General features: G+C 50.8%; 25 protein-coding genes. 6 read left to right on the top strand and 19 right to left on the bottom strand.

Going from position 1 to position 24,800, the window contains the following annotated elements:
* Positions 1 to 41: 41 nt before the first annotated feature.
* The 13 genes from icmH to rlmE form a co-directional block, all read right to left on the bottom strand.
* Positions 42 to 821, bottom strand: coding sequence for a type IVB secretion system protein IcmH/DotU (gene icmH / locus ACMWKK_RS11760; RefSeq protein WP_112780484.1), 780 nt, complete (start codon positions 819 to 821; stop codon positions 42 to 44).
* A 6-nt stretch (positions 822 to 827) separates the two neighbouring features.
* Positions 828 to 2,168, bottom strand: coding sequence for a type VI secretion system baseplate subunit TssK (gene tssK, locus ACMWKK_RS11755; protein ID WP_112780485.1), 1,341 nt, complete (start codon positions 2,166 to 2,168; stop codon positions 828 to 830).
* Positions 2,168 to 2,686 (bottom strand): type VI secretion system lipoprotein TssJ, encoded by a 519-nt coding sequence (gene tssJ / locus ACMWKK_RS11750; protein WP_112780486.1) that lies wholly within the window; start codon positions 2,684 to 2,686, stop codon positions 2,168 to 2,170. The genes tssK and tssJ overlap by 1 nt, the downstream gene beginning before the upstream one ends.
* Positions 2,683 to 3,939 carry a type VI secretion system-associated FHA domain protein TagH gene (tagH, locus tag ACMWKK_RS11745; protein ID WP_161656292.1) on the bottom strand — a complete coding sequence of 419 codons (1,257 nt, stop codon included), beginning with the start codon at positions 3,937 to 3,939 and terminating at the stop codon, positions 2,683 to 2,685. The genes tssJ and tagH overlap by 4 nt, the downstream gene beginning before the upstream one ends.
* Before the next feature lie 5 nt (positions 3,940 to 3,944).
* The gene (gene tssG, locus ACMWKK_RS11740) at positions 3,945 to 4,901 is read right to left on the bottom strand and encodes a type VI secretion system baseplate subunit TssG (RefSeq protein ID WP_112780488.1); all 957 of its coding nucleotides are present in this window, start codon (positions 4,899 to 4,901) and stop codon (positions 3,945 to 3,947) included.
* On the bottom strand, positions 4,901 to 6,679 hold the full coding sequence (gene tssF, locus ACMWKK_RS11735; protein WP_112780489.1) for a type VI secretion system baseplate subunit TssF: 1,779 nt from the start codon (positions 6,677 to 6,679) through the stop codon (positions 4,901 to 4,903). The genes tssG and tssF overlap by 1 nt, the downstream gene beginning before the upstream one ends.
* A 15-nt stretch (positions 6,680 to 6,694) precedes the next feature.
* On the bottom strand, positions 6,695 to 7,123 hold the full coding sequence (gene tssE, locus ACMWKK_RS11730; RefSeq protein WP_112780490.1) for a type VI secretion system baseplate subunit TssE: 429 nt from the start codon (positions 7,121 to 7,123) through the stop codon (positions 6,695 to 6,697).
* Between the two features lie 3 nt (positions 7,124 to 7,126).
* Positions 7,127 to 8,605 (bottom strand): type VI secretion system contractile sheath large subunit, encoded by a 1,479-nt coding sequence (tssC, locus tag ACMWKK_RS11725; RefSeq protein ID WP_406542799.1) that lies wholly within the window; start codon positions 8,603 to 8,605, stop codon positions 7,127 to 7,129.
* 29 nt (positions 8,606 to 8,634) lie between these two features.
* A complete protein-coding gene (gene tssB / locus ACMWKK_RS11720; RefSeq protein WP_112780492.1) occupies positions 8,635 to 9,153 on the bottom strand; it encodes a type VI secretion system contractile sheath small subunit in 519 nt (172 codons plus the stop codon).
* 305 nt (positions 9,154 to 9,458) lie between these two features.
* Positions 9,459 to 10,796 (bottom strand): phosphoglucosamine mutase, encoded by a 1,338-nt coding sequence (gene glmM / locus ACMWKK_RS11715; RefSeq protein ID WP_112780493.1) that lies wholly within the window; start codon positions 10,794 to 10,796, stop codon positions 9,459 to 9,461.
* Positions 10,789 to 11,637 carry a dihydropteroate synthase gene (gene folP / locus ACMWKK_RS11710; RefSeq protein WP_045329744.1) on the bottom strand — a complete coding sequence of 283 codons (849 nt, stop codon included), beginning with the start codon at positions 11,635 to 11,637 and terminating at the stop codon, positions 10,789 to 10,791. The genes glmM and folP overlap by 8 nt, the downstream gene beginning before the upstream one ends.
* Positions 11,638 to 11,735: 98 nt before the next feature.
* Complete coding sequence (gene ftsH / locus ACMWKK_RS11705; protein WP_045329743.1) at positions 11,736 to 13,670, bottom strand: ATP-dependent zinc metalloprotease FtsH; 1,935 nt, start codon at positions 13,668 to 13,670, stop codon at positions 11,736 to 11,738.
* Positions 13,671 to 13,772: 102 nt separating this feature from the next.
* A complete protein-coding gene (rlmE, locus tag ACMWKK_RS11700; protein ID WP_003861812.1) occupies positions 13,773 to 14,399 on the bottom strand; it encodes a 23S rRNA (uridine(2552)-2'-O)-methyltransferase RlmE in 627 nt (208 codons plus the stop codon).
* A 127-nt stretch (positions 14,400 to 14,526) separates the two neighbouring features.
* Between rlmE and yhbY the strand changes: the two genes are divergently transcribed.
* Positions 14,527 to 14,820, top strand: coding sequence for a ribosome assembly RNA-binding protein YhbY (gene yhbY, locus ACMWKK_RS11695; protein WP_003861814.1), 294 nt, complete (start codon positions 14,527 to 14,529; stop codon positions 14,818 to 14,820).
* Between the two features lie 151 nt (positions 14,821 to 14,971).
* On the opposite strand, the gene greA is transcribed toward yhbY, so the two are convergent.
* Complete coding sequence (gene greA / locus ACMWKK_RS11690; RefSeq protein ID WP_014171793.1) at positions 14,972 to 15,448, bottom strand: transcription elongation factor GreA; 477 nt, start codon at positions 15,446 to 15,448, stop codon at positions 14,972 to 14,974.
* A 228-nt stretch (positions 15,449 to 15,676) separates the two neighbouring features.
* On the opposite strand from greA, the gene dacB reads away from it, so the two are divergent.
* From dacB to pmrB, 3 genes are read left to right on the top strand one after another with little or no spacing between them, the layout of a single operon-like run.
* Positions 15,677 to 17,110, top strand: coding sequence for a serine-type D-Ala-D-Ala carboxypeptidase (dacB, locus tag ACMWKK_RS11685; RefSeq protein ID WP_112780494.1), 1,434 nt, complete (start codon positions 15,677 to 15,679; stop codon positions 17,108 to 17,110).
* Between the two features lie 2 nt (positions 17,111 to 17,112).
* The gene (gene pmrA / locus ACMWKK_RS11680; RefSeq protein WP_024906362.1) at positions 17,113 to 17,775 is read left to right on the top strand and encodes a two-component system response regulator PmrA; all 663 of its coding nucleotides are present in this window, start codon (positions 17,113 to 17,115) and stop codon (positions 17,773 to 17,775) included.
* Complete coding sequence (pmrB, locus tag ACMWKK_RS11675) at positions 17,772 to 18,815, top strand: two-component system sensor histidine kinase PmrB (protein ID WP_112780495.1); 1,044 nt, start codon at positions 17,772 to 17,774, stop codon at positions 18,813 to 18,815. Before pmrA ends, pmrB begins: the two co-directional genes overlap by 4 nt.
* 33 nt (positions 18,816 to 18,848) lie before the next feature.
* On the opposite strand, the gene cgtA is transcribed toward pmrB, so the two are convergent.
* The 4 genes from cgtA to rplU all read right to left on the bottom strand — a co-directional run bounded on the left by cgtA (position 18,849) and on the right by rplU (position 21,690).
* Entirely contained in the window at positions 18,849 to 20,024 is a 1,176-nt protein-coding gene (cgtA, locus tag ACMWKK_RS11670; protein WP_023309345.1) for an Obg family GTPase CgtA, read from the bottom strand.
* Positions 20,025 to 20,039: 15 nt separating this feature from the next.
* Positions 20,040 to 21,005: a DMT family transporter gene (locus tag ACMWKK_RS11665; protein ID WP_045329737.1), complete on the bottom strand. Its 966-nt coding sequence runs from the start codon at positions 21,003 to 21,005 to the stop codon at positions 20,040 to 20,042.
* A 96-nt stretch (positions 21,006 to 21,101) separates the two neighbouring features.
* On the bottom strand, positions 21,102 to 21,359 hold the full coding sequence (rpmA, locus tag ACMWKK_RS11660; protein WP_004385076.1) for a 50S ribosomal protein L27: 258 nt from the start codon (positions 21,357 to 21,359) through the stop codon (positions 21,102 to 21,104).
* A gap of 19 nt (positions 21,360 to 21,378) precedes the next feature.
* Positions 21,379 to 21,690: a 50S ribosomal protein L21 gene (rplU, locus tag ACMWKK_RS11655; protein ID WP_003025032.1), complete on the bottom strand. Its 312-nt coding sequence runs from the start codon at positions 21,688 to 21,690 to the stop codon at positions 21,379 to 21,381.
* Positions 21,691 to 21,947: 257 nt separating this feature from the next.
* Between rplU and ispB the strand changes: the two genes are divergently transcribed.
* On the top strand, positions 21,948 to 22,919 hold the full coding sequence (ispB, locus tag ACMWKK_RS11650; RefSeq protein ID WP_045329735.1) for an octaprenyl diphosphate synthase: 972 nt from the start codon (positions 21,948 to 21,950) through the stop codon (positions 22,917 to 22,919).
* 232 nt (positions 22,920 to 23,151) lie between these two features.
* Positions 23,152 to 23,439 (top strand): DNA-binding transcriptional regulator SfsB, encoded by a 288-nt coding sequence (gene sfsB, locus ACMWKK_RS11645; protein WP_045329734.1) that lies wholly within the window; start codon positions 23,152 to 23,154, stop codon positions 23,437 to 23,439.
* Positions 23,440 to 23,499: 60 nt separating this feature from the next.
* Here the strand turns inward: sfsB and murA are convergent, their stop codons facing one another.
* The gene (murA, locus tag ACMWKK_RS11640; protein WP_024906358.1) at positions 23,500 to 24,759 is read right to left on the bottom strand and encodes a UDP-N-acetylglucosamine 1-carboxyvinyltransferase; all 1,260 of its coding nucleotides are present in this window, start codon (positions 24,757 to 24,759) and stop codon (positions 23,500 to 23,502) included.
* Between the last annotated feature and the right edge of the window lie 41 nt (positions 24,760 to 24,800).

Below are 24,800 nucleotides of genomic sequence, written 5' to 3'. Positions count from 1 at the left end.
TTTATCTCTTACATTACGTTCTTATGAAACCGCTTATTGTTTTACGGTAATAAAACATCCAGCCTATCAATGATATTTTCCGTCTGAATATGTAACTGCCAGTTGAAGAGTAAAAATCCCGCCAACGCGATAAACGCCATCATCCAGGCGATTTTCTTTACCGACAAAAGCCCATGCAGTCGATATCTCCTCTCTCGTTCCGTAGAGCCAACGTGAATTACCGTGTTGCTGAGAAGAGCGGTGCGCTCGGCAGGTTGCTGCGCACGAACGCTTTGCAACTTCTGATGTATAAGACGCAGAATACGTTCTCGCTCTTCTTGATATTGCGCCGTCATCCGGTAACGCCCCTGAAAGCCCAGGCACAGACAGAGATGAATAAACTCAAGCAAATCATGGTAACGTGAAGGCTCAAGTAATAACCGGTTGATAAGTTGATAACATTTTTCTCCTCCCCAGGTCTCACTGTGAAAACGAACCAGCAAAGTATGCTGTGCCCAGCATTCAATTCCCCAGGGACGAGCCATAACCATTTCGTCAATAAATGTACAGAAGAAATAACTCCAGGAAATTAAAATCCCTGGTTCATAGCGTTCCGCCTCAAGGCGCAACAATATATGGCGAATATCCTGCTCAATCAGATCAATAAGTTTTTTATCTTCAGGGGGATCGAGTAAGGTTTTAACCCGAACAGTAAAGCCCAGCAAAGGAGACGACTCTCTGATTAACGGATTGGGATGGTTAATCATTCCAGAAAAGTCATCCACCGCGGGTATGTTCCTTAAGCCGTTATCTTGAGCAAACGTAGTGTGTGTGGCATTCATTTCATTTTATCTCCTGATAGCCCAGAATTGCATATCCAGTTCCGGAAACTTCCCGCCGATATGAAAAGCAAACCCGCTGTTTGTCCCCGTTCTGGGCCAGTAAGGGCTTTGGCGATCTAAAGAGAAGTAAATATAGCCATTATGGTATGGCAACTGACGAGGCGAAGTAGCAAGCGGACGTAAAGGAATACCATGCGTATGCGTGCTAACCAGTTTCATAATAGCTTCAGGTGTTGCGATTTTACTTTGCTGAACAAATTGCTTACTCAAAATATCGAGAGGCATGTTCGCTTTCACTGCAAGGATAAAGTCTGCATCACGGAGCAGTTCTTCCTGCGTAACTGCAGCAACAAAGACGCCAAAACGCTGCTCAAGTAATTGCAAAGACTGCGCCCGAGGTGAAAGAACGGTACTCAGCGCCTGTCGAAGTGCCAGCATTAATGGATGAAAACTACGCTGTAAATCATCATGATAATAGCGTGGGATACTCTTCGGTAAGCGGCTAAGATCGGTAAATGTCATTAATTCACCGCAAAATCCGGATAGCAGAGTGAAAAGATGTTCGGGGTGCACAACGGCTCGGCTGTTTAAATGCTCAAGGACCGGTTGCATGCGATTTAAAAGCTGTAGCAGCATAAATTCAGCAACATCAGCGACGCCCTGCTGACCAGGGGAGCCAATCCTGTCTGCCAGATTTTTTGCACGCTCAGAAACCAGACCGGTGACTTCAGACAAAAAGCTTTTCAAATGCGTGACGGTATTAATGGTTAAGCAGGTTGGAATAAAATGTGGATCCAGCAGCAAGCTTCCGTCAGGTCTTTTATCCGCAATTCGCGCAACAGGGAGCGACGCAAATGTGCTTCTGTCCTCACTTTCAAGCATCAGCCGCAGGTTAACTTTGGCGACATTTACTGCTGCTATTTCTGCACTTTGAGAATAAAGATCGCGAACTGACTCAAGGCATGCCTGATAGCGCGTCCGGCTTCCGCTATGCTCCAGAGAAGTATTTATCTCAAGGATGTGATCGCTCGCCAAAGGCACCGCAAGATAGACCACTTGCCCAACCAAATTTGCCTCTGAGACCTGCAGCGGAAGGGGAAGAACATCTTCATAAGGTAGGCTAAAGAAGGTTCCATCGGGCATGATGCCAGAAGCCGTCACAAGCGTAATACGTCCAAAGCCTAAGTGATCTTCGTTAATTTTTAACTCAGATACGCCGTAAAAATGCTCAGTAAAAGCTGAAAGCGAAGTATAAAGCAGATAATCGTTATGCCTTTGCTGCTGCTGAAAATGTTGGGGCTTGATAAATAACCCTTCCCCCCAGACAATCCGATTGCGGGTTAACATCAGTCTTCGCTCTCCTTGAGGATATCTACGCTGTTCTTATGCAAATGAATTAAAATCTGATAACGATGACCAATGGGTGAAACTTTTATCACCTTCTTCCACTGCGTTTCATTTGGCTGGCTGAAGTAAACTGCGACGCCAATAAATCGCGTTTGTTTGTCAAGTTCGACGGGCGGAATATATTTATATTGCCCCGGTATAAGGGTGAAATCCTGGTGGTTCAGGTAGTTTTTACCGAGAATGTCTTCAATTTTTTTGGTCGTGAGCTGATCAATATCTGAGGCTAAAAGTTTAGAATCCTCTGACATCCAGATAACCTGAAATGAGGCCGGTGAAGCCGCCTGGCTCTCATTAGGATTGATGTCACCGTCGGCCAGCAATGTGAGCCCAGCTTGCGATGGAAGTGTCGAAACATCAGGCGTTTTATCTACAGGCCAGAGGGGATTTTTACACCCTGATAGCAGTACTGAAAACAGGAGGAGCGACGAGCCTGTAATCAACATTAACAACCATCTCATGCTTTGTCCTCATCGCGTAATTCACGCAGAGCTTTATCGTAGACTTGTTCGAAAACTTCATGAAACAGACGGTCGACGCCCTGCTGCCTTGTCGATTTTAGCTCTTCAAAATAGTGGTTATACATTTCCCAAATCCATGTCGGATCGTTTATATCCACCAGGTGATCGCGACGGTAGCGCTGAAAACGCGCCATAAGAACGTCAGGGGCGAAGGTGTCAACCACAGACGTGAGGGCTTCGTTCACAGCCTGACGAGAGGCATACGCGTGCATTCTCAAAAAGGAGAGGCATTCCGTTATCGCCGCTGATGGCGACAAATGAACCTGGCTTTTTTGATCCCCGAAAAGGGCATCAACCGTGGCAACATAATCTAAGCCTAGCCGTAGCGGATTATCTTCTACAGGTTGAAGCTGCTTATTAACACGAATGCGATCCTGCTCCAGAAGCAGAATCCCTTTAATAGCAGCCTCCAGCGTGCGTCCGGCTTCTTCTAAAAAACCATTGGCCTGCTGGCTGTCAGAAAGATTTAAAAAATGTCCCATTCCGCGCATTAACGGCGTAATTGCTACGCTTTCAAAGGGCTGGGTTACATGACTCTCGTCATAAAGAGACGACGCTGGCGTAGGGATATCAATAAATTCTTCATCCAGCATGGGATCCGCCTGTGAAATAGCGGAGGAGGTGTCGAGAATATTATCTTCTGAAGGTATAAATCCTGAGGATAAAAGCGAACCGCCCATACCCAGCGTGCCCGGATCATAAGGCCGATGACTATAAACAACAGATTGCGGGTAGCCTGAACGCTCCCCCTTTAATGAAGGTTCGTCAATGATTTGGTTTACATCGCTTTGGTTCGACATAGCAATAAGGCTCTGGGGATGTTGATAATCAGCAATATCCACTTTTTCACTACCGAAAATTATCTGCGTAGTGAATGTAATGCTCCCCATTTTGATCTGGTCCCCTGCGGACAACGCAACCACATTTTGCGCGCCTATACTGTGCTCGGCATCATTGACAAAGGTTGTTCCACTGACATCTTCAAGACAAAATTGACCATCTTGCCAGAGAATTCTGGCATGAATACTTTGGATCTCCTGACGGTTATCCTGCACCTGCCAGTGCCGGGTTTCACCCGCATCAAGACTCCCAATCGTTCCGCCCTCTTTATTAAAACGATGAGAACGATCGAGTTTTCTGCCGATACTATTCATATCAACAATGGTTAGAATCAGTTCCATTGAATCATTCATATAAATTATTCCTGAACACAGAGTGAAACTTTTAAATTTTTTGGCAAAGGAGCAAGAAAAGTCGTCCAACCGAGTAGACATCCCTTTCCACGACCGAGGCAAGTATTTTCAGACTGGTTGTGGGCTAAATTCAACTCTAAATCCCACGCAAACTGTTCTCTCATTATAAAAGACATTACTTTTGTTAGCGGCGCAAAAAGATCGCCGTTGGGAAGAAAACGCAAAAAAGTAGAATAGCTTAAGTTATTAATTTTCAATATATATTTACTGCTGATATTTGGCGCATATTCTCCAACGACAAAATCATTGCCTAGTGACATATTGGCTTTTCCGAGTCGATTTTGTTGATGCTTTGCTATTGCTACGCGGCGATATTGCCAACATAAAATTTTGACGTCATCCAAATCAAAGCAATGAGAAATTAGCCCCTCAACAACCTGAGGAGAACGACCGGGTGCGGCAAGGAGCCCAGCATAGGCTAACATTTTGCTGTGATTTATCGCCACCGAATCGCGCAGCGTTTCACTTCCCAGCCCTATCAGGGCAAACATGCATTGAGAAAATCGGTCAACCCCGCCAGGACGATATCGAACATGGTAACGATATTTTCTCCATCCACGATGTAGCAGCATCAAAAAACGATGGTTAAAGAAATTCAAAAATTGTCCCGGTCCATTTTCTTGATGCATATACTGCCATGCAAGGTTTTCCAGGTAATATCCGGGTAACGGCGACTGAGCGCCATGCAGTCCGAGGAACGATACCTCTATGTCATAACCATATTCTTGCTTAGTAACAGATACTATATCGCCTGCAGGAAATCCAAGTGAAGCACTGGCAAAGTACCGAATCCGCTCATTTTCGGGTGACTGATTCCCAGGGTGTTCGATATCCTGCCCTTCACTACGATAGAGCAACTCTACAAGCTGGTAGAAATTATAATCTTTTAAATTATTATTCATTATATCAATGAATGATTACCCTGTTGTAATGGCCAGTGATAAGTGGAATTATTTTCAGTATCTATTAATGACAACTCATGAAATGAATTAATATTTGAAAAAAGTGATAAAAACCGTGCCAGAATGCATCCAAATAAGTAAAACTCCCCCTCACTCATGAAAGCACTTTGCTTAGCATATAATGTTGAATGGATCCCCCTGACCGGCATACCCCGGATCAATCTGTCGACAGGTTTTGTCTCGATTTTTTCCATCCCTTCAAATCTTTTCTGAGATATTTTTGCCGCCTGCCGATCGTTCATCGCCGGGAAATCATAATTCCGAATTATTTGTAACAACGCATCCTTATCCAGAAGTGAATGGTAGTTGAGTGCCATGCTGGAGATAAGGGTCCAGTGTAATTTTTCATCAATCAGCGGACGCAATGTCTGCGAAGGTAACGAAATATTGCTGTAAGCGAGCCAGGGTGGTGAGTCTCCAAGAGGGAGGCAGATATCACCGATTCCAAGTTCCGCGGGTAAATTCCGGTTTGTGCAGAGCATCGTAACCGCAACGATTTCATCACTTTGCCCCAGAATGCTTTCGTCACTGCGCAGAAATGAAATATTATGCTCATAGCCCTTCATTTTCATGGAGTTGCAAATGCTTACTTTGAAATAATTCATCGTCCTCTTTTTTTCAAACTCAACGTCGTGTCTGAAGCTTTCAAAAGCATGATATGTTCTGAGTTTTCCCTTGATCCGTTCGCCGTCCTTTCCTGCATGTTCACTTTTCCAGCCTTCCACTTTCTCAACGGAAAACACTTCATAATGTTCGGGGAGCATATGGCTTGCCCTGAGCGGATAGTGTATTCGCTTTCCGTGAAGCTGAATGGGCTCTGCATGATGTTCAAAGAGATTCGCCGCAGGGGAACAATTCAATTTAACTGATGAAGATGTAATACGACAGTCAGAGGGAAAAGGTCTGTCATAATGGAAACTGAGTTCAATATCGCTTACCGGTATATCCTGCGGAAGCTGGTCAAAGCCATGAATGTCTACAAACAAAAACCCTTCAGGAAAACAGAAAAACTCCTGCAAAATACGGTAGCCTGAGTAGACGTTTTTGGGGTACGGCAGCAAGGCATCATCGTCAGAAAACCCGACTGGGCTAGCTTTGACTTCAGACAGCGTAAATTCGGTACCATTCAGCTTAACCGTGACATTTTTAATATGGTTAAGCATGTAAAGATAGAGTTGAGTAGCGACATAGTAGTCACTACCAAGAAACAATCTTAGGTTGTCCAGCCTTATCTTATTGAGAGGCATTGTGCTAAATGGCTTAAGTGTCAGCGAAAGGCATCCATTCTCATTAGTGTTTATCGTTACAAGGTTGGTAAGTTCAACGGGTAAAATCCGGATATCCCTGCAGGTCGAAAATGTACATCCAGTCCCCTTTATTTCCTCTGAGCCCAGCTTAATCCCTTTTTTAACAAGGCAAGACTCGGTTATCGATCCCAACTTGGGCTGGCACTCAATAATGGTAAATGATGGAACAGGCCTTAGATAATTAGGCCATAAAATATTCAGTAAACCATGAGTCAGTTCCGGAAAATCATCCTCAATTTTTGCACGAAGCGTGCCTGATAAGAATGCAAAACCTTCCAGAAGTCTCTCAACGTCTGGATCCGCACTCTTTTCTGCAAGGAAACGGGTGAGCTGGGGGCTGGTTCTGGAGAAATCGGCCCCCTGCTTTCGTAACCAGGATAATTCATCCCTGAAAAACTCTTCTAGTTCCATAAATATTATTTATATTCACTCAAATTTATATTTGTGATTTCCATCAATACGCAAATTGAAATTGATAATGCTCTCGCGATCCTCAAATGAAACATACGCCTTAACCAAAAAATAGAGCGTTAAGGGATCGGCTTCATTGGGTTGCGCGATAATTTCAGCCCTGCTTATTCTCGGCTCATAATCCTCTATGCATCCTTTTATTGCCCTACACATCGCCGAATAGACTTCCACAGAGCTTCCCGTTGCATCGTTGAAATCGACGATGCCTAATTCCGGACAACTCTGCGCGCTACCAGAGCGAGTGTTGAGTATCGCCTGAAGATTGCGTTTTAGAGAAGCCACCAGATCGTCAGGCTCATCCTCAGATCTGGCGGCGTTACACTCCTCAATGCGCTCAAAAAGGCTGGCAGAACGACTCCTTCGCCATGCAGTAAGCGCAGACACGCCTTATTCCTTGTCCAAACGGCCAACGAGAGAGAGTTCGAAACTCGCTCCCATGTATTTAAAATGTGGCCGTACAGCCATGGACACCTGATACCAGCCTGGATCGCCTTCTACATCAGAAACGGTGATTTGAGCTGCACGTAAAGGGCGGCGGCTACGTACTTCTGCAGGCGGGTTTTCCTGGTCAGCGACATACTGCCTAATCCAGCGATTTAGTTCTCGCTCCAGATCCTGGCGCTCTTTCCACGCACCAAGCTGTTCACGCTGGAGTACTTTTACATAGTGTGCCAGACGGTTAATGATGAACATGTAAGGAAGTTGAGTGCCAAGGCGGTAATTGGTTTCGGCGATTTTCCCTTCCCGCGTATTGGGGAATACTTTGCATTTCTGTACTGAGTTTGCCGAGAAGAAAGCGGCATTATCGCTGCCTTTGCGCATGGTCAGCGTGATAAATCCCTCTTCAGCAAGTTCGAACTCGCGACGGTCGGTTATCAGAACTTCGGTTGGGATTTTGGCCTGTAGTTGCCCAAGGGATTCAAACTTATGTACTGGTAAGTCATGCACAGCACCACCACTTTGAGGTCCAATGATATTTGGACACCAGCGATAACGGGCGAAGCTATCCGTCAGGTTACAGGCCATCAGATAGGCCGTATTTCCCCACAGGTAATTATCATGATCACTCTGAATATTTTCATGATAATCAAAGGATTTAACCGGATTATCTTCACTGTCGTAAGGAAGGCGTAACAAGAAACGCGGTGCCGTGAGTCCTAAATATCGTGAGTCTTCTGATTCTCTTAAGGCACGCCACTTGACGTATGCCGGACCTTCGAAAACAGCCTTTAACTCCTTAATGGCAGGAAGTTCAGTAAAGCTTTTGAGGCCAAAGAAGGCAGGTGAGACCGAAGAGATAAATGGCGCATGCGCCATAGCGCCGACGGAACTGACATACTGGAGGAGTTTCATATCCGGGGCAGAGGGTGTAAACGCATAGTTACCAATGACAGCAGCCACCGGCTCTCCGCCAAACTGGCCATAACCGCTCGCGTAGATATGCTTATAGAATCCAGATTGTACAATTTCAGGCGAATACTCAAAATCGTCTAGCAACTCTTCTTTTGTGGCATGCAGGATCGTAATTTTGATGTTTTCTCTGAAATCCGTTCTGTCCACCAGAAGTTTTAATGAACGCCATGAGGATTCCATATTCTGAAACTCGTCAGAATGCAGGATTTCATCCATCTGAGCACTCATTTTTTGGTCGAGTTCAGCGATCATTCTATCAACGATCAACTTATTTACTGGAACATCTTCCTGACCTGACTCCAGTAAATTTGCTATAAATGCTGATATGTCATGCTTAGCAATATCATATCCTTCATCCTCAGGTTGAAGCCTGGCCTGATGCATTATGTGATCAAGTAATGAGGATGACTCGCTTTTTAATTCACCGTTTTGAGTAACACTTTCAACTATCATACGGACACCTTGTTAATTCTCCAGGGAAATTACTCTTTTATGGCGCTATCTTCTTCACGAGCGATACCAAGTTCTTTGAGAAGTTGCGCACGCATTTCGCCATCTGTTAGTAACTTCTGTAGACTTGCCCTGAAAGAAGGAATATTACCCAATGGGCCCTTCAACGCGACCAGAGCCTCTCTTAGGTCAAGTAACTTCTTTAATTCAGGAACTTGTCGTGCCACGTTATCGGGTGAAAACTCTTTGAGCGCATTAATGTTCAACCTGATCGGCAACGCTTCCTCAGCATTGTCCTGCAACCTGTTTTTTACTGAAAAATTCAGTTGTAGGCCAGCCGTCTGCATAACCGAATCAAAGTTATGCTTATTAATTGAGATAGCCTCTCTTTCTTCAATAGCCGAATCTTCTTTACCCCCTTTTAGATCGCCCACGACTAAAATGTTGAGAGGTAATTCGACTTCAGCTTGTTCATCCCCTGTTGCTGGAACATATTTAATATTTATACGTTCTTTGGGTGCGATACTTCCTTCGTATAATTTTTTACTCATCCGCGTTTAACTCCAGTCCATGTAAAGTTCAGCCAGCCTTATAAATGAGTTTTTATAGCATAATTAAAACGCGAGGAAAAATAAGCTTTAATAATTTCAAAGTTTAAAATAAAAAGTTAAATATATAATATTCAATTATTTTATGGATGAGAGAAAAGGTATTCATGCCAAAATGGCATTAAATCTATTCTCAATATTAGCGCTGAGCGTAAAAAAAGAAAAATCTGGAACTTTATGGAAATTATTGAGGGCTTACTAAACAAAAAAGGCGGCAAGCGCCGCCTTAGAGGTCATTTATTGAAGTATTATGCAGCTTTCACGGCATCCGCAATACGGTGAGCAAACTCGGTTACCTGCGCTTCGTCTTCGCCTTCTACCATCACGCGAATCAAAGGTTCAGTTCCGGACTTACGCAACAGCACGCGTCCACGGCTGCCCAGGGCCGCTTCAACGTCAGCCATCACCGCTTTCACGTTCTCATTTTCCAGCGGGTCGCCTTTGCCGGCAGTGAAACGGACGTTGACCAGGATCTGAGGGAACATTTTCATGCCGCTGCAGAGGTCGTGCAGGCTCATATGGTTGCGCGCCATCGCGGCAACCACCTGCAGCGCGGCCACAATACCGTCACCGGTGGTCGTTTTGTCGAGCAGGATCACGTGACCCGAGTTTTCTGCACCGATGCGCCAGCCCTTCTCCTGCAGTTTTTCCAACACATAGCGGTCACCCACTTTCGCGCGGACAAACGGGATACCGAGCTGTTTCAGCGCCAGTTCCAGGCCCATGTTGCTCATCAGCGTCCCCACCGCACCGCCGCGCAGCTGGCCCTGACGCAGGCCTTCGCGTGCAATGATGTAGAGGATCTGATCGCCGTCGACCTTGTTACCGTCGTGGTCAACCATGATCACGCGGTCACCGTCGCCGTCCAGGGCAATACCCAGATCGGCTTTTTCCGCCAGAACGCGCGCCTGCAGGGCACGAACGTCCGTCGCACCAACCTGCTCGTTGATGTTCAGACCATCCGGCTCGCAGCCGATGGCGATCACTTTCGCACCCAGCTCGCGGAAGACGTTTGGCGCAATGTGGTAGGTCGCACCGTTGGCACAGTCCACCACAATTTTAAGGTGGGCCAGGCTCAGCTCATTCGGGAAGGTTCCTTTACAGAATTCGATATAACGACCCGCCGCATCAACGATACGGTTCGCTTTACCCAGATCTGCGGAATCCACACAGGTGATCTCTTTTTCCATTTCGGCTTCAATGGCTTCTTCCACGTCATCCGGCAGCTTGGTGCCATCAATGGAGAAGAATTTAATGCCGTTGTCATAGAACGGGTTGTGAGAAGCCGAGATGACAATTCCCGCTTCCGCACGGAAGGTACGCGTCAGATACGCAACGGCCGGCGTTGGCATTGGGCCCGTAAAGGAGGCGGATAGTCCAGCCGCCGCAAGGCCCGCTTCGAGCGCGGACTCCAGCATATACCCCGAAATACGGGTGTCTTTACCGATAATGATCTTACGGGAACCATGACGCGCCAGCACTTTACCAGCAGCCCAGCCGAGCTTCAGGACAAAATCAGGGGTGATGGGCGCATCGCCTACGCGCCCACGGATACCATCGGTACCAAAATATTTACGATTACTCATAGCGTTTGTTTTCCTTCGCTGCCAGTGTGGCTTCCACCACACGCATGGCTTCTACTGTTTCTTTGACGTCATGGACACGGATAATGTGCGCACCCTGCATCGCTGCAATCACCGCACAGGCAAGGCTGCCGCTCAGGCGTTCGCTCGGCCCCACGTTCAGCAACTGCCCAATCATCGACTTTCTCGACATCCCCACCAGCAGCGGCAGACCAAAGTGATGGAATTCCGATAAGCGCGCAAGCAACGCATAATTGTGTGAGAGATTTTTACCGAAACCGAACCCCGGGTCGAGCAGCAATTTCTCTTTTGGGATACCTGCACGCTCACAGCGTGCGATATGCTCAATAAAGAAGCGATTTACGTCGGCAAAGACATCATCATACTTCGGTGCTTCCTGCATGGTTTTCGGCTGCCCCTGCATGTGCATCAGGCAAACCGGCAGCCCGGTTTCTGCAGCCGCCTCAATCGCTCCCGGCTCTGTGAGCGAACGAATATCATTAATAATGTGAGCGCCCACTCTCGCTACTTCACGAATCACTTCCGGTTTTGAGGTATCAACGGAAATCCAGACTTCAAACCGCTGTGCAATCGCTTCAACTACCGGCACCACGCGCGCCAGCTCTTCTTCCACAGAGACGTCTGCCGCACCAGGGCGCGTCGATTCGCCGCCAACGTCAATGATGGTGGCACCCGCATTAATCATTAAATTTGCGTGCTTAACCGCCTCGATAAGCGTGTTATGCGTGCCGCCGTCAGAGAAGGAGTCAGGGGTAACATTCAGGATCCCCATCACATGGGGATGGGAAAGATCGAGATGCGAGTCCTGAGCGAATAATTTCATGGCGAAATCCCTGGTATCTATGTGGTTAAACAGAAATGAAAAACCCCGGAGCAAGCTCCAGGGTTTGAGGTACGGACAAACGCGTCAACAGCAGTGACTTACTTATCGCCCAGCTGTTCTGACATGGTGTTGCCCGGGTTTGGCGTACGCGGTTCATCAACCGGACGCGGCGCACGCGGGGTGCCATTGTTGTCAGAATTATTGGAAGCGCCTGGGTCTTCCCAGCCCGCTGGCGGACGCACTTCGCGGCGCGCCATCAGGTCGTCAATCTGCGGTGCATCGATGGTCTCATACTTCATGAGTGCATCTTTCATCGAGTGCAGGATGTCCATATTGTCGTTCAGGATCTGGCGAGCACGTGCATAGTTACGCTCAATCAGAGATTTAACTTCCTGATCGATGATACGTGCCGTCTCATCGGACATATGTTTCGCTTTCGCCACGGAGCGGCCCAGGAAGACTTCACCCTCTTCCTCTGCATACAGCAGCGGACCGAGTTTGTCGGAGAAGCCCCACTGCGTCACCATGTTACGCGCCAGGTTTGTCGCGACCTTAATGTCGTTAGACGCACCGGTTGAAACATGTTCCGCACCGTAGATAATCTCTTCGGCCAGACGACCGCCGTAGAGGGTGGAGATCTGACTTTCCAGCTTCTGACGGCTGGCGCTAATCGCGTCGCCTTCAGGCAGGAAGAAGGTCACACCCAGCGCGCGACCGCGCGGAATAATCGTCACTTTATGCACCGGATCGTGCTCCGGCACCAGTCGACCAATAATCGCGTGACCGGCTTCGTGGTACGCCGTGGACTCTTTCTGCGCTTCCGTCATCACCATGGAGCGGCGTTCCGCACCCATCATGATCTTGTCTTTCGCCTTCTCGAACTCCACCATTGATACGACGCGCTTGTTACCGCGAGCGGCAAACAGTGCAGCTTCGTTGACCAGGTTAGCCAGATCGGCACCGGAGAAGCCCGGAGTACCGCGCGCAATGATTGCCGCGTCGATATCTGGCGCCAGCGGTACGCGACGCATGTGAACTTTCAGAATCTGTTCACGACCACGAACATCCGGCAGACCGACAACAACCTGACGGTCAAAGCGGCCTGGACGCAGCAGCGCGGGGTCAAGTACGTCCGGACGGTTAGTCGCCGCGATAACGATGATACCCTCGTTACCTTCGAAGCCGTCCATCTCAACCAGCATCTGGTTAAGGGTCTGTTCACGTTCATCGTGACCACCGCCCAGACCTGCGCCACGCTGGCGGCCTACGGCGTCGATTTCATCGATGAAGATAATGCACGGTGCTGCCTTCTTGGCCTGCTCGAACATGTCACGCACACGAGATGCACCGACACCCACGAACATTTCAACGAAGTCAGAACCTGAAATAGTAAAGAACGGCACCTTCGCTTCACCCGCGATGGCTTTCGCCAGCAGGGTTTTACCGGTACCCGGAGGGCCAACCATCAGCACGCCTTTCGGGATCTTACCGCCCAGCTTCTGGAAACGGCTCGGCTCGCGCAGGTATTCAACCAGTTCACCCACCTCTTCTTTCGCTTCGTCACAACCGGCGACGTCCGCGAACGTGGTCTTGATCTGGTCTTCCGTCAGCATACGCGCCTTGCTCTTACCGAACGACATGGCACCTTTGCCACCGCCGCCCTGCATCTGACGCATAAAGAAGATCCAGACGCCGATAAGAAGCAGCATCGGGAACCAGGAAATGAAGATAGAAGCCAGCAGGCTTGGTTCTTCTGGCGGCTCACCAACCACCTTGACGTTTTTGGTCAGAAGGTTATCAAGCAGCTTAGGATCGTTCACCGGGATGTAAGTCGTGTAACGGTTACTATCTTTCTTGGTAACGTTGATCTCACGTCCGTTGATACGCGCTTCGCGAACCTGGTCCTGATTGACCTCCTGCAGGAAGGTAGAATAATCCACCTTGCGGCCATTCGACTCGCTGGGCCCAAAGCTCTGGAATACTGACATCAGCACAACGGCAATGACCAGCCAGAGTATTAGGTTTTTCGCCATGTCACTCAAGGGATTAACCTCATATTACAACTGTGTTAAAAACAGCGTCAGGATACTCTATATCCAGTTTCATTCAAACTTTCGTCTGAAATCTCCCGGTTATCATTTTCGCCCGGTCGCTACAATATACACTTCACGGGAACGGGCCCGGGAAGAGTCCGGCTTACGAACTTTGACCTTCGCAAACAGGGAGCGAATTTCCTTAAGATACTCCTCGAAACCTTCGCCCTGAAACACCTTCACAACAAAACTACCACCAGGCGCTAGTACATCACGACACATTTCTAACGCTAGCTCCACCAGATACATGGCGCGGGGGATATCCACCGCCGGTGTTCCGCACATATTTGGTGCCATATCTGACATGACTACCTGGACCTTACTGTCACCTACACGATCAAGTAACGCTTTCAGCACTAATTCATCACGAAAGTCGCCCTGAAGGAAGTCGACACCGACGATGGGATCCATTGGTAAAAGATCGCACGCGATGATTCGGCCCGTTCCGCCGATCTGCGTTACCGCATACTGGGACCATCCGCCAGGTGCCGCACCGAGGTCAACCACCGTCATCCCCGGCTTAAAAAGTTTGTCACTTTGCTGTATTTCATCAAGTTTAAACCAGGCACGGGAACGTAACCCCTTTTTCTGTGCCTGTTGAACATATTTATCGCTAAAGTGTTCCTGAAGCCAGCGGCTGGAGCTGGCAGAACGCTTTTTACCTGTCATTTAACATTTCCGTCGTGGTTCATCGTTACTTGCCTGTGACGTAAATTTCTACGCAGCTATTTGGCGATATAAGGGAGATGGCGGTAGAATGAACCGTTTTCAATCCCAACGTAAGCAAAAATATACGATGAATCTGAGTACTAAACAAAAACAGCACCTTAAGGGTCTGGCACATCCGCTCAAGCCTGTAGTGATGCTTGGCAACAATGGTTTGACCGAAGGGGTGCTTGCCGAGATTGAACAAGCGCTGGAACACCACGAGCTGATCAAGGTGAAAATCGCCTCTGAAGACAGAGACACTAAAAACCTGATCGTGGAAGCCATCGTGCGCGAAACCGGCGCCTGTAATGTACAGGTCATCGGTAAAACGCTGGTGCTCTACCGCCCATCTAAAGAGCGTAAAATCTCGCTGCCACGCTAAGGATATCCTGAATCAAACACATTTTCTGTGTGAAACGAGGGATTTCTGTCAGCAGGCGAGCAAAATGCCATGCTCCTTGAGTTGATAAAAGGCCGCTATGCGGCCTTTTTCTTTTCTTTACAATGTATCAACATCTTAGTAGAGAAGCGAATTACAGGTATTCAACCTTAATAATTTCGTATTCCACTTCACCGCCAGGGGTGCGGATGGTGACCACATCGTCCTGCTCTTTGCCAATCAGGCCGCGAGCAATCGGCGAGTTCACTGAAATCAGGTTCTGTTTGAAGTCTGCTTCATCATCGCCCACGATGCGATAGGTCTGCTCTTCGTCGTTGTCCAGGTTGAGCACGGTAACGGTAGAGCCAAAGATCACACGCCCATTGTTCGGCATTTTGGTGATATCGATAACCTGTGCGTTAGACAGTTTGGCTTCGATATCTTTAATGCGCCCTTCACAGAAACCCTGCTGTTCACGCGCGGCGTGGTATTCAGCGTTCTCTTTCAGGTCGCCATGCTCGCGCGCATCCGCGATAGCGGCGATGATTTCAGGGCGACGCACGGATTTCAGGAAATCCAGCTCTTCGCGCAGTTTTTCGGCACCACGTAAGGTCATCGGAATAGCTTGCATTTGTTATACCTCTTAAACATTCCTGTTGGGAGCAGTGTTCCCTGCTCCTGCCCCCCGAAGCGGGCAAGAAGCAAAAAGAAAACCGACCCGGGAGCAACGCCCCAGGTCAGCAGCAATTTTTCAATTTGATATGCATTTTACCGCGAAGTTCACTATGGGTCATCGTTTACTTTGCAGTGCCATGCACCGTAGTATGACGGTTTGTTTTCGGGTTGTTAGCGCGAGATTATGCGATTTTCCAGATTTATCATCGGATTGACTACCAGTTTAACGTTCGCCGCCCAGGCCGCGAACGTTGATGAGTACATTAATCAGCTCCCCGCAGGCGCGAACCTCGCCCTGATGGTGCAGAAGGTTGGCGCGCCGGCTCCGGAGATTGACTATCACAGTCAACAGATGGCGCTGCCTGCCAGTACCCAAAAGGTGATCACTGCCCTCGCCGCCCTGCTCCAGCTCGGGCCCGACTTCCGCTTTACGACCACGCTCGAAACCAAAGGTAACGTCGAGGCTGGCGAACTGAAAGGCGATCTTATCGCCCGTTTTGGCGGCGATCCGACCTTTAAGCGCCAGGATATCCGCAACATGGTTGCGGTGCTGAAAAAATCTGGCGTACAGAAAATCGAGGGTAACGTGCTGATCGATACCTCCATTTTTGCCAGCCACGATAAAGCGCCCGGCTGGCCGTGGAACGACATGACCCAGTGCTTTAGCGCCCCGCCCGCCGCCGCGATTGTTGACCGTAACTGCTTCTCGGTTTCGCTTTACAGCGCGCCAAAGCCCGATGATTTAGCGTTTATCCGCATCGCGTCCTACTATCCGGTGACCATGTTTAGCCAGGTTCGCACGCTGGCGAAAGGATCCCCGGATGCGCAGTACTGTGAACTTGACGTTGTGCCGGGCGATCTTAACCGCTTCACGCTTACCGGCTGCCTGACGCAGCGCGCCGATCCCCTGCCGCTGGCCTTTGCGATACAGGATGGTGCAAGCTATGCGGGCGCCATTCTGAAGGATGAACTGAAACAAGCGGGCATCACCTACACCGGCACGCTGCTTCGTCAGACGCAGGTCAACCAGCCCGGTACGGTCGTCGCCAGCAAACAGTCTCCTCCGCTGCACGACCTGCTGCGAATCATGCTGAAAAAGTCAGACAACATGATTGCCGACACGGTGTTCCGCATGATTGGTCACGCCCGTTTCGGCGTGCCGGGCACCTGGCGCGCGGGGTCAGATGCGGTTCGTCAGATCCTCCGCCAGCAGGCGGGGATCGATCTGGGGAATACCATCGCCGTCGATGGCTCCGGACTATCGCGCCATAACTTGATCTCTCCGGCCACGATGATGCAGGTACTTCAGTACATTGCACAGCATGACACTGAGCTAAACTTTATTTCGATGCTGCCGCTGGCCGGGCATGACGGCACACTGCAGTACCGCGCCGGGCTTCACGCTGCCGGCGTGGACGGCAAAGTTTCCGCTAAAACAGGCTCACTGCAGGGGGTCTATAACCTTGCAGGCTTCATCACCACCGCCAGCGGACAGCGCATGGCATTCGTGCAGTATCTTTCCGGCTATGCCGTCGAACCGACCGACCAGCGCAATCGTCGTATTCCGCTTGTTCGCTTCGAAAGCAGGCTTTATAAGGACATCTACCAGAATAACTAGCGATGAAACTACTTATAGTTGAAGACGATCTGTTATTGCAGGAAGGGCTGGCGCTGGGGCTGGCGAACGAAGGGTACGCCCTCGACTGTGCCGGCACCGCAGCAGAGGCGGACGCCCTGATTCAGAGCGGCGAATACAGTCTGGTGATCCTCGATTTGGGCTTGCCGGATAAAGACGGCGCCACGCTGCTCAGCCAATGGCGACGCCGCGGTATCGCCAATCCGGTCTTGATCCTGACGGCGCGCGATGCCATTGAAGATCGTATCACCGGCCTCGACGCAGGCGCAGATGATTACCTGGTGAAGCCTTTTGCGCTCGCGGAGCTGCAGGCTCGGGTGCGAGCGTTAATTCGCCGCTATCAGGGGCATAGTGATAACTTACTGACCGACGGCGATATTACCCTGAATCTGCAAACCCAGCAGGTATTGCGTCAGGATCAGGCCGTAGAGGTGACGCCAAAAGAGTTCGCCTTGCTTACGCGTCTGATCATGCGCAGCGGACAAACGGTGCACAGAGAGACGCTCCAGCAGGATATCTACTCCTGGCAGGACGATCCCGGCTCAAATACCCTTGAGGTCCATATCCACAACCTGCGGCGTAAGCTCGGCAAGGACAGGATCAAAACCGTTCGCGGCGTCGGCTATCGTCTGGAGAGCCAGAAATGAACAGCATGCGTCGGCGTCTGATGGTGCTGCTGGCGGTCATTCTGTTATTTTTCCAGCTGATAAGCGTCATCTGGCTATGGCACGAAAGCCGCGAGCAGATTAGTTTTCTGGTCAGTGAAACGCTGTCGGCGAAAGCCCGCAATAACCATGTTGAGAAAGAGATCCGCGAGGCAATCGCCTCTCTTCTGGTCCCTTCTCTGGTGATGGTCGGCTTCACCCTGCTCTTCTCCTTCTGGGCGGTCACCTGGATAACCCGGCCGCTGAATAAACTCCGCGACAGCCTCGCTAACCGTTCGGCCGATAACTTAACGCCGCTGCCGATGTATTCCGACATGGAGGAAATCGGCGCGGTGACGACCTCCCTGAACCAGCTTCTCGCCCGGCTGGACAATACCATTCAACAGGAGCGTCTCTTCACCGCAGACGCCGCGCACGAGCTCCGAACGCCTCTTGCCGGTATCCGGCTCCATCTTGAGCTGATGGCGCAGTCGGGCGCGCCACAGGCCGCAACGCTGATTAGCCGTATCGATCAGCTTATGCATACCGTTGAGCAACTGCTGATGCTGGCCCGTGCGGGGCAGGCAATGGCCAGCGGCCACTACGAAACCGTTAACTGGACGGAAAATATCATTGAACCGCTCGGCCTGGGGCATGAAGCCAAAGAGCATACGGTGATTTGGCCCGCTAAAAGCGCCCTCACGGTTCAGGGAGACGCTGTGCTCCTGCGCCTGATGCTGCGCAACCTGCTGGAGAATGCCGGACGCTACAGTCCGGCAGGGACAACAATTACGGTGACATTAACCGAGGTCGACGGGGGAACGCAGATTAGCGTTATCGATCAGGGGCCGGGGATTGATGAAGCGCACAGACAGTCAATTACCGAGCCGTTCCGCCGTCTTGACCAGCGCTACGGCGGCAGCGGTCTGGGCCTGAGCATCGTGCAGCGCATCGTGCAGCTTCACCGCGGCAGGCTGACGCTTGAGAATGGCGCTGAAGGCGGTTTAATCGCCAGCTGCTGGCTTCCCTCAACGCTGGAATAGAAAAAGCCCCCATGATGGGGGCCTGGACAGCTGTTAGTGCTTGTAGATGAACTCGACGCCTTCTTCGTCGTCTTCATCCCAGTCATCGTCCCAGTCTTCATCGTCTTCTTCCGCTTCCAGCTCTTCGAGCTGCTGGCGGTGGTAGTCATCCCACATGAATTCGACTTTTTCAGGCTGTTTAGCTTCTTCCGCCTGAACGATTGGGTTCTCGATGATGAAGGTCATCACATCCCAGCAGAGATCTTTCACGCCAACCTGGCTTGCCGCAGAGATCAGGTAGTACTTATCTTCCCAACCCATCGCTTCAGCAATCGCTTTGGCTTTGGCTTCCGCTTCGGCTTTGTCCATCAGGTCGATCTTGTTGAAGACCAGCCAGCGTGGTTTATTTGCCAGTTTTTCGCTGTATTTTTCCAGCTCACCAACGATGATGCGCGCGTTTTCAACCGGATCGGAACCGTCGATAGGATCGATATCGATGAGGTGCAGCAGCACGCGGCAACGCTCAAGGTGTTTCAGGAAGCGAATACCCAGACCCGCGCCTTCCGCAGCGCCTTCAATCAGGCCCGGAATATCGGCGACCACAAAGCTCTTCTCGTTATCCATACGGACAACGCCCAGGCTTGGTACCAGCGTGGTAAACGGATAGTCCGCCACTTTTGGTTTCGCCGCAGAGACGGCGCGAATGAACGTCGATTTACCGGCGTTTGGCATACCCAGCATGCCCACGTCAGCCAGAAGCATCAGCTCCAGCTGCAGGTCGCGCTTATCGCCCGGCGTACCCATCGTTTTCTGACGCGGGGTACGGTTAACGGAAGATTTGAAACGGCTGTTACCCAGACCGTGCCAGCCGCCTTTCGCCACCATCAGGCGCTGACCGTGCTTGGTCATGTCACCCATGGTTTCACCGGTGCCCTGGTCAATCACGCGCGTACCGACCGGAACTTTAATGGTCACGTCTTTACCGCGTTTACCGGTACAGTCACGGCTCTGGCCGTTCTGGCCACGTTCAGCGCGGAAAGATTTTTCGAAACGGTAGTCGATCAGCGTGTTGAGGTTCTCATCCGCCTCCAGCCACACGTCACCACCATCCCCGCCGTCGCCGCCATCAGGGCCGCCACGAGGGATATACTTTTCACGGCGGAAGCTCACGCAACCATTGCCGCCATCACCAGCCACGACCAGGATCGTCGCTTCATCAACAAACTTCATTTTACTCTCCGTAACTCATTCGCCTGAGCGGGGGACCACTACAACCGCTTCATTTTTGCGCCAACGTCCCCAAAGACGATGACCAATGGCGGAATACATCGCGCCCGCAACCACGACAAACGCACCGAGATAGCCCAACAGGTTGAGCATCGGTCTGACGAAGACATCGGGCCAGGCCATTGATAACAAATCTGAAAATAACAGCGTAAACAGCGGGGTAAGCGTGATTAACGCGCTCACCTGAGCTGCCTGCCAGCGCGCCATCGCCTCGGCCAGCGCGCCATAGCCAACCAGCGTGTTGAGCCCACAAAAAATGAGGCACGCCAGCTGCCAGTCGCTAAGCTGGGCAATCACACCCGGCTTCGCTAACGGCAGCAACGCTATTGTACACAAAGTGTACAGCAAAAAGAGGATCTGCTGTGAGGCAAGTCGGCGCAATAACACCTTTTGTGCGACGCCATAGCTCACCCAGACCGTTGCTGCCCCCACACCAAAAATTACACCCCATGTGTAATCCGTCAGGCGGGTAAAAATTTCTATCAGACTGGTGTTGAAGAACATCACCAGACCGCACAACAGCATGCTCGCCCCGATAATCTGGGTACCGCGCATCTTTTCCTTGAGGATAAAGACGCTGGCAACCATCATGCCCACCGGTGAAAGCTGACCTATCACCTGCGACGCCGTGGGGCTGAGATATTGCAGGGAAGAGCTGAACAGGATGAAGTTACCGAACAGACCGCCCGTCGCGATAGCCAGCAACACCAGCCAGCGCGGTTTACGGAAGAGCCGCAGGGGAGGAAGCTTACCTTTGACGGCCAGAATGGCCCCGAGGCCGATGCTTGCCATCAGAAAGCGATAAAAGACCACCGTAGGCGGCTCCATCACTTCCAGTACCTGCTTCATTGCAATTGGCAGCGCACCCCAACACATTGCCGTAGTGAGCGCCAAAAGAATTCCTATGCCGGCCTGCTGCTTCATGCCCGTTTTCCCTACAGAAAAAATTACCGGGTTTCCAATGTAAAAAGCCCCGCAACAGGTTGCGGGGCTTTAATCCGTTACCGGACCGAGAAAACCTTACTCAGCAACGATGCTGATGTATTTACGGTTGTTCGGGCCTTTAACTTCAAATTTCACTTTACCGTCTGCTTTAGCAAACAGAGTGTGGTCACGACCGCAACCTACGTTGTTGCCAGCGTGGAATTTGGTACCACGTTGACGAACGATGATGCTACCCGCCAGAACGGATTCGCCACCGAAACGCTTAACGCCCAGGCGTTTAGCTTCTGAATCGCGACCGTTACGTGTGGAGCCGCCAGCCTTTTTATGTGCCATTTAAATCTCTCCTCAGGTCTTAGGCGCTGATGCCAGTAATTTTCACATCAGTGAACCACTGACGGTGGCCCTGCTGCTTACGGTAGTGCTTACGACGACGAAACTTAACGATTTTAACTTTCTCGCCACGACCGTGTGCAACAACTTCAGCTTTGATAACGCCGCCATCAACGAAAGGAACGCCGATTTTGACTTCTTCACCGTTTGCGATCATCAGAACTTCTGCGAACTCAACAGATTCGCCAGTTGCGATGTCCAGCTTTTCCAGGCGAACGGTCTGACCTTCGCTTACTCGGTGTTGTTTACCACCACTTTGGAAAACCGCGTACATATAAACTCCGCTTCCGCGCACGTCCTCGTATGAATCAGAGTGCGCTATAAATATTCACAATAGGGCGCGAATATTACGCAAAACGCGAGCCTTTGACAAGTGCTACCGTCAATACATGAAGAAAAAAAACACAACACGTACGGTAACGTTTATCTGAGCCGTTTTTTCAGTACAATCAGCGCTACTATTGATAAACCGAAACCCTTCGTTACCCCATTGAAGATGGGAACAACAGGATAAAAAGCCCGGCTTTTGCGATGAATCTAGAAAAAATCAACGAGTTAACCGCGCAAGATATGGCGGGTGTGAATGCAGCAATCCTGGAGCAACTCAACTCTGACGTTCAGCTGATTAATCAGTTGGGCTATTACATTGTCAGCGGCGGTGGTAAACGCATTCGTCCGATGATCGCCATACTGGCTGCCAGAGCCGTTGGTTATCAGGGAAATGCCCACATCACGATCGCAGCGCTCATCGAATTTATTCACACGGCAACGCTTCTGCATGACGATGTGGTGGATGAATCGGATATGCGTCGTGGCAAAGCCACGGCAAACGCCGCGTTCGGCAACGCAGCCAGCGTCCTGGTGGGGGATTTTATCTATACCCGCGCCTTCCAGATGATGACCAGCCTGGGTTCTCTGAAAGTGCTGGAAGTGATGTCCGAAGCCGTAAACGTGATTGCTGAAGGCGAAGTGCTGCAGCTGATGAACGTCAACGACCCAGACATTACCGAAGAAAACTACATGCGCGTTATTTACAGCAAAACCGCGCGCCTGTTTGAAGCGGCGGCCCAGTGTTCCGGCATTCTGGCTGACTGTACCGAAGCACAGGAAAAAGGCCTGCAGGACTATGGCCGCTATCTGGGTACGGCCTTCCAGCTGATTGATGATTTGCTGGACTACAGTGCCGACGGCGAGACGCTCGGCAAAAACGTCGGCGACGACCTCAACGAAGGCAAGCCGACCCTGCCGCTGCTCCATGCGATGCGCAACGGAACCGCGGAACAGGCGAAAATGATCCGTGAAGCGATCGAGCAGGGAAATGGCCGCCATCTCCTGGAACCTGTACTGGAAACCATGGCTATCTGCGGATCGCTGGAGTGGACGCGTCAGCGTGCTGAAGAAGAAGCCGATAAAGCCATCGAAGCTCTCCAGGTTATTCCCGACAGCCCGTGGCGCGACGCACTGATTGGTCTTGCCCACATCGCCGTTCAGCGCGACCGTTAATCCCTCCTTGCTTCTCCCCGCAACCACGCCGGGGAGAAGCAAGTACACTCCAGTAAATTCCGCATTCATGTAAATTCATCGGTTTAGAGACCGCATGAATAAAGCCGTGTCTTATTCTGAATATCCCGTCAAGTAACGCGAACTTTTTAGAACAAAAGTTTGAAATGGGTATAGTAAACCCCGTCGTTTCAGAAGAAACGGCGTAGGTGAATCCGAACTTAAGGACAGCGTTATGGATACGAAGTTTATCGACTGGCACACGGCTGATATTATTGCCGCACTGCGCAAAAGAGGCACGTCACTGGCAGCAGAGTCCCGCCGCCATGGACTGAGTTCTTCAACTCTGGCAAATGCCCTCACCCGCCCCTGGCCCAAGGGAGAATTAATTATCGCGACGGCGCTGGATACGCATCCGTGGATAATTTGGCCTTCGCGCTACCACGATCCCATTACCCATGAATTTATCGACAGATCGCGCATGATTCGTCAGAGAAAAGTAAAAAAAGAACCGCAGGAATAACGCATTTTTGACAGGAACAGCAACCCCCCGGTCATCTCTGGCAGGGGGCTGCCGGAACGATTACTCGCCCTTCACACGCTCGATGTTGGCACCCAGCGCGCGCAGTTTATCTTCGATACGCTCATAACCGCGATCGATGTGATAGATACGATCCACGATCGTTGTGCCTTCCGCGATACAACCCGCCAGCACCAGGCTTGCAGACGCACGCAGATCGGTTGCCATCACCTGAGCACCTGACAGTTTCTCCACGCCATGGCAAATCACGGTATTACTTTCGATCTCAGCATGCGCGCCCATACGGATCAGCTCCGGTACGTGCATAAAGCGGTTTTCGAAAATGGTTTCTGTGATGAAGCCGGTACCTTCGGCGACCAGGTTCAGCAAGGTGAACTGCGCCTGCATATCGGTCGGGAACGCCGGATGCGGCGCCGTACGCACATTGACCGCTTTTGGACGCTGGCCGTGCATATCAAGGCTGATCCAGTCTTCACCGATTTCGATATCTGCACCCGCATCACGCAGCTTCGCCAGCACCGCATCCAGCGTATCTGGCTGCGCGTTACGACAAACAATCTTGCCGCCAGAGATCGCCGCGGCAACCAGGAAGGTACCGGTTTCGATACGGTCCGGCAGCACGCGGTAAACACCACCGCCCAGGCGCTCAACGCCCTCGATAGTGATACGGTCGGTACCCTGACCGGTGATCTTCGCACCCAGCGCCACGAGGAAGTTGGCGGTGTCCACAATTTCCGGTTCGCGCGCGGCGTTTTCGATGATAGTGGTACCTTCAGCCAGCGTCGCCGCAGACATAATGGTCACCGTTGCGCCCACGCTCACTTTGTCCATGACAATGTGCGCGCCTTTCAGACGGCCATTAACGGACGCTTTAACGTAACCTTCTTCCAGCTTGATCTCTGCGCCCAGTTTCTCCAGACCAAAGATGTGCAGGTCAACCGGACGCGCACCGATGGCGCAGCCGCCCGGCAGAGAGACCTGCCCCTGACCAAAACGCGCCACCAGCGGCCCAAGCGCCCAGATGGATGCACGCATGGTTTTCACCAGATCGTAAGGGGCAGAGAAGTTGTTCACCTTGCTGGCGTCGATCCAGACGGAACCGTTACGCTCAACTTTCGTGCCCAGCTGGGTGAGCAGCTTCATGGTGGTGTCGATATCTTTCAGCTTCGGTACGTTCTGAATTTCTACCGGCTCTTCCGCGAGCAGCGCAGCGAAGAGGATTGGCAGCGCGGCGTTTTTCGCGCCAGAAATTGTGACTTCGCCCTGGAGACGCGTTGGCCCCTGTACACGAAATTTATCCATTGTGTGCTCTCTTATAAATTCAACCGTGCTGCGGGCCTGTC

This window comes from Enterobacter sp. 01-M-03-SI-ECC, assembly GCF_047530215.1.
GTDB lineage: Bacteria > Pseudomonadota > Gammaproteobacteria > Enterobacterales > Enterobacteriaceae > Enterobacter > Enterobacter chengduensis.
Note: the sequence above shows the minus strand (reverse complement) of the source record. Positions and strands in the feature narration are given on the sequence as shown.

Excerpts from the sequence above, each read along its gene's own strand:
- folP (WP_045329744.1), bottom strand. The coding sequence starts at position 11,637 with ATGAAATTATTCGCTCAGGACTCGCATCTCGATCTTTCCCATCCCCAT.
- cgtA (WP_023309345.1), bottom strand. The coding sequence starts at position 20,024 with ATGAAGTTTGTTGATGAAGCGACGATCCTGGTCGTGGCTGGTGATGGC.
- sfsB (WP_045329734.1), top strand. The coding sequence starts at position 23,152 with ATGGATACGAAGTTTATCGACTGGCACACGGCTGATATTATTGCCGCA.
- rplU (WP_003025032.1), bottom strand. The coding sequence starts at position 21,690 with ATGTACGCGGTTTTCCAAAGTGGTGGTAAACAACACCGAGTAAGCGAA.
- ACMWKK_RS11665 (WP_045329737.1), bottom strand. The coding sequence starts at position 21,005 with ATGAAGCAGCAGGCCGGCATAGGAATTCTTTTGGCGCTCACTACGGCA.
- ftsH (WP_045329743.1), bottom strand. The coding sequence starts at position 13,670 with ATGGCGAAAAACCTAATACTCTGGCTGGTCATTGCCGTTGTGCTGATG.
- tssK (WP_112780485.1), bottom strand. The coding sequence starts at position 2,168 with ATGTTAACCCGCAATCGGATTGTCTGGGGGGAAGGGTTATTTATCAAG.
- tssG (WP_112780488.1), bottom strand. The coding sequence starts at position 4,901 with ATGAATAATAATTTAAAAGATTATAATTTCTACCAGCTTGTAGAGTTG.
- tssC (WP_406542799.1), bottom strand. The coding sequence starts at position 8,605 with ATGATAGTTGAAAGTGTTACTCAAAACGGTGAATTAAAAAGCGAGTCA.
- dacB (WP_112780494.1), top strand. The coding sequence starts at position 15,677 with ATGCGATTTTCCAGATTTATCATCGGATTGACTACCAGTTTAACGTTC.
- greA (WP_014171793.1), bottom strand. The coding sequence starts at position 15,448 with ATGCAAGCTATTCCGATGACCTTACGTGGTGCCGAAAAACTGCGCGAA.
- rlmE (WP_003861812.1), bottom strand. The coding sequence starts at position 14,399 with ATGACAGGTAAAAAGCGTTCTGCCAGCTCCAGCCGCTGGCTTCAGGAA.
- pmrA (WP_024906362.1), top strand. The coding sequence starts at position 17,113 with ATGAAACTACTTATAGTTGAAGACGATCTGTTATTGCAGGAAGGGCTG.
- tssF (WP_112780489.1), bottom strand. The coding sequence starts at position 6,679 with ATGGAACTAGAAGAGTTTTTCAGGGATGAATTATCCTGGTTACGAAAG.
- icmH (WP_112780484.1), bottom strand. The coding sequence starts at position 821 with ATGAATGCCACACACACTACGTTTGCTCAAGATAACGGCTTAAGGAAC.
- yhbY (WP_003861814.1), top strand. The coding sequence starts at position 14,527 with ATGAATCTGAGTACTAAACAAAAACAGCACCTTAAGGGTCTGGCACAT.
- tagH (WP_161656292.1), bottom strand. The coding sequence starts at position 3,939 with ATGAATGATTCAATGGAACTGATTCTAACCATTGTTGATATGAATAGT.
- tssB (WP_112780492.1), bottom strand. The coding sequence starts at position 9,153 with ATGAGTAAAAAATTATACGAAGGAAGTATCGCACCCAAAGAACGTATA.
- rpmA (WP_004385076.1), bottom strand. The coding sequence starts at position 21,359 with ATGGCACATAAAAAGGCTGGCGGCTCCACACGTAACGGTCGCGATTCA.
- pmrB (WP_112780495.1), top strand. The coding sequence starts at position 17,772 with ATGAACAGCATGCGTCGGCGTCTGATGGTGCTGCTGGCGGTCATTCTG.
- tssJ (WP_112780486.1), bottom strand. The coding sequence starts at position 2,686 with ATGAGATGGTTGTTAATGTTGATTACAGGCTCGTCGCTCCTCCTGTTT.
- ispB (WP_045329735.1), top strand. The coding sequence starts at position 21,948 with ATGAATCTAGAAAAAATCAACGAGTTAACCGCGCAAGATATGGCGGGT.
- glmM (WP_112780493.1), bottom strand. The coding sequence starts at position 10,796 with ATGAGTAATCGTAAATATTTTGGTACCGATGGTATCCGTGGGCGCGTA.
- murA (WP_024906358.1), bottom strand. The coding sequence starts at position 24,759 with ATGGATAAATTTCGTGTACAGGGGCCAACGCGTCTCCAGGGCGAAGTC.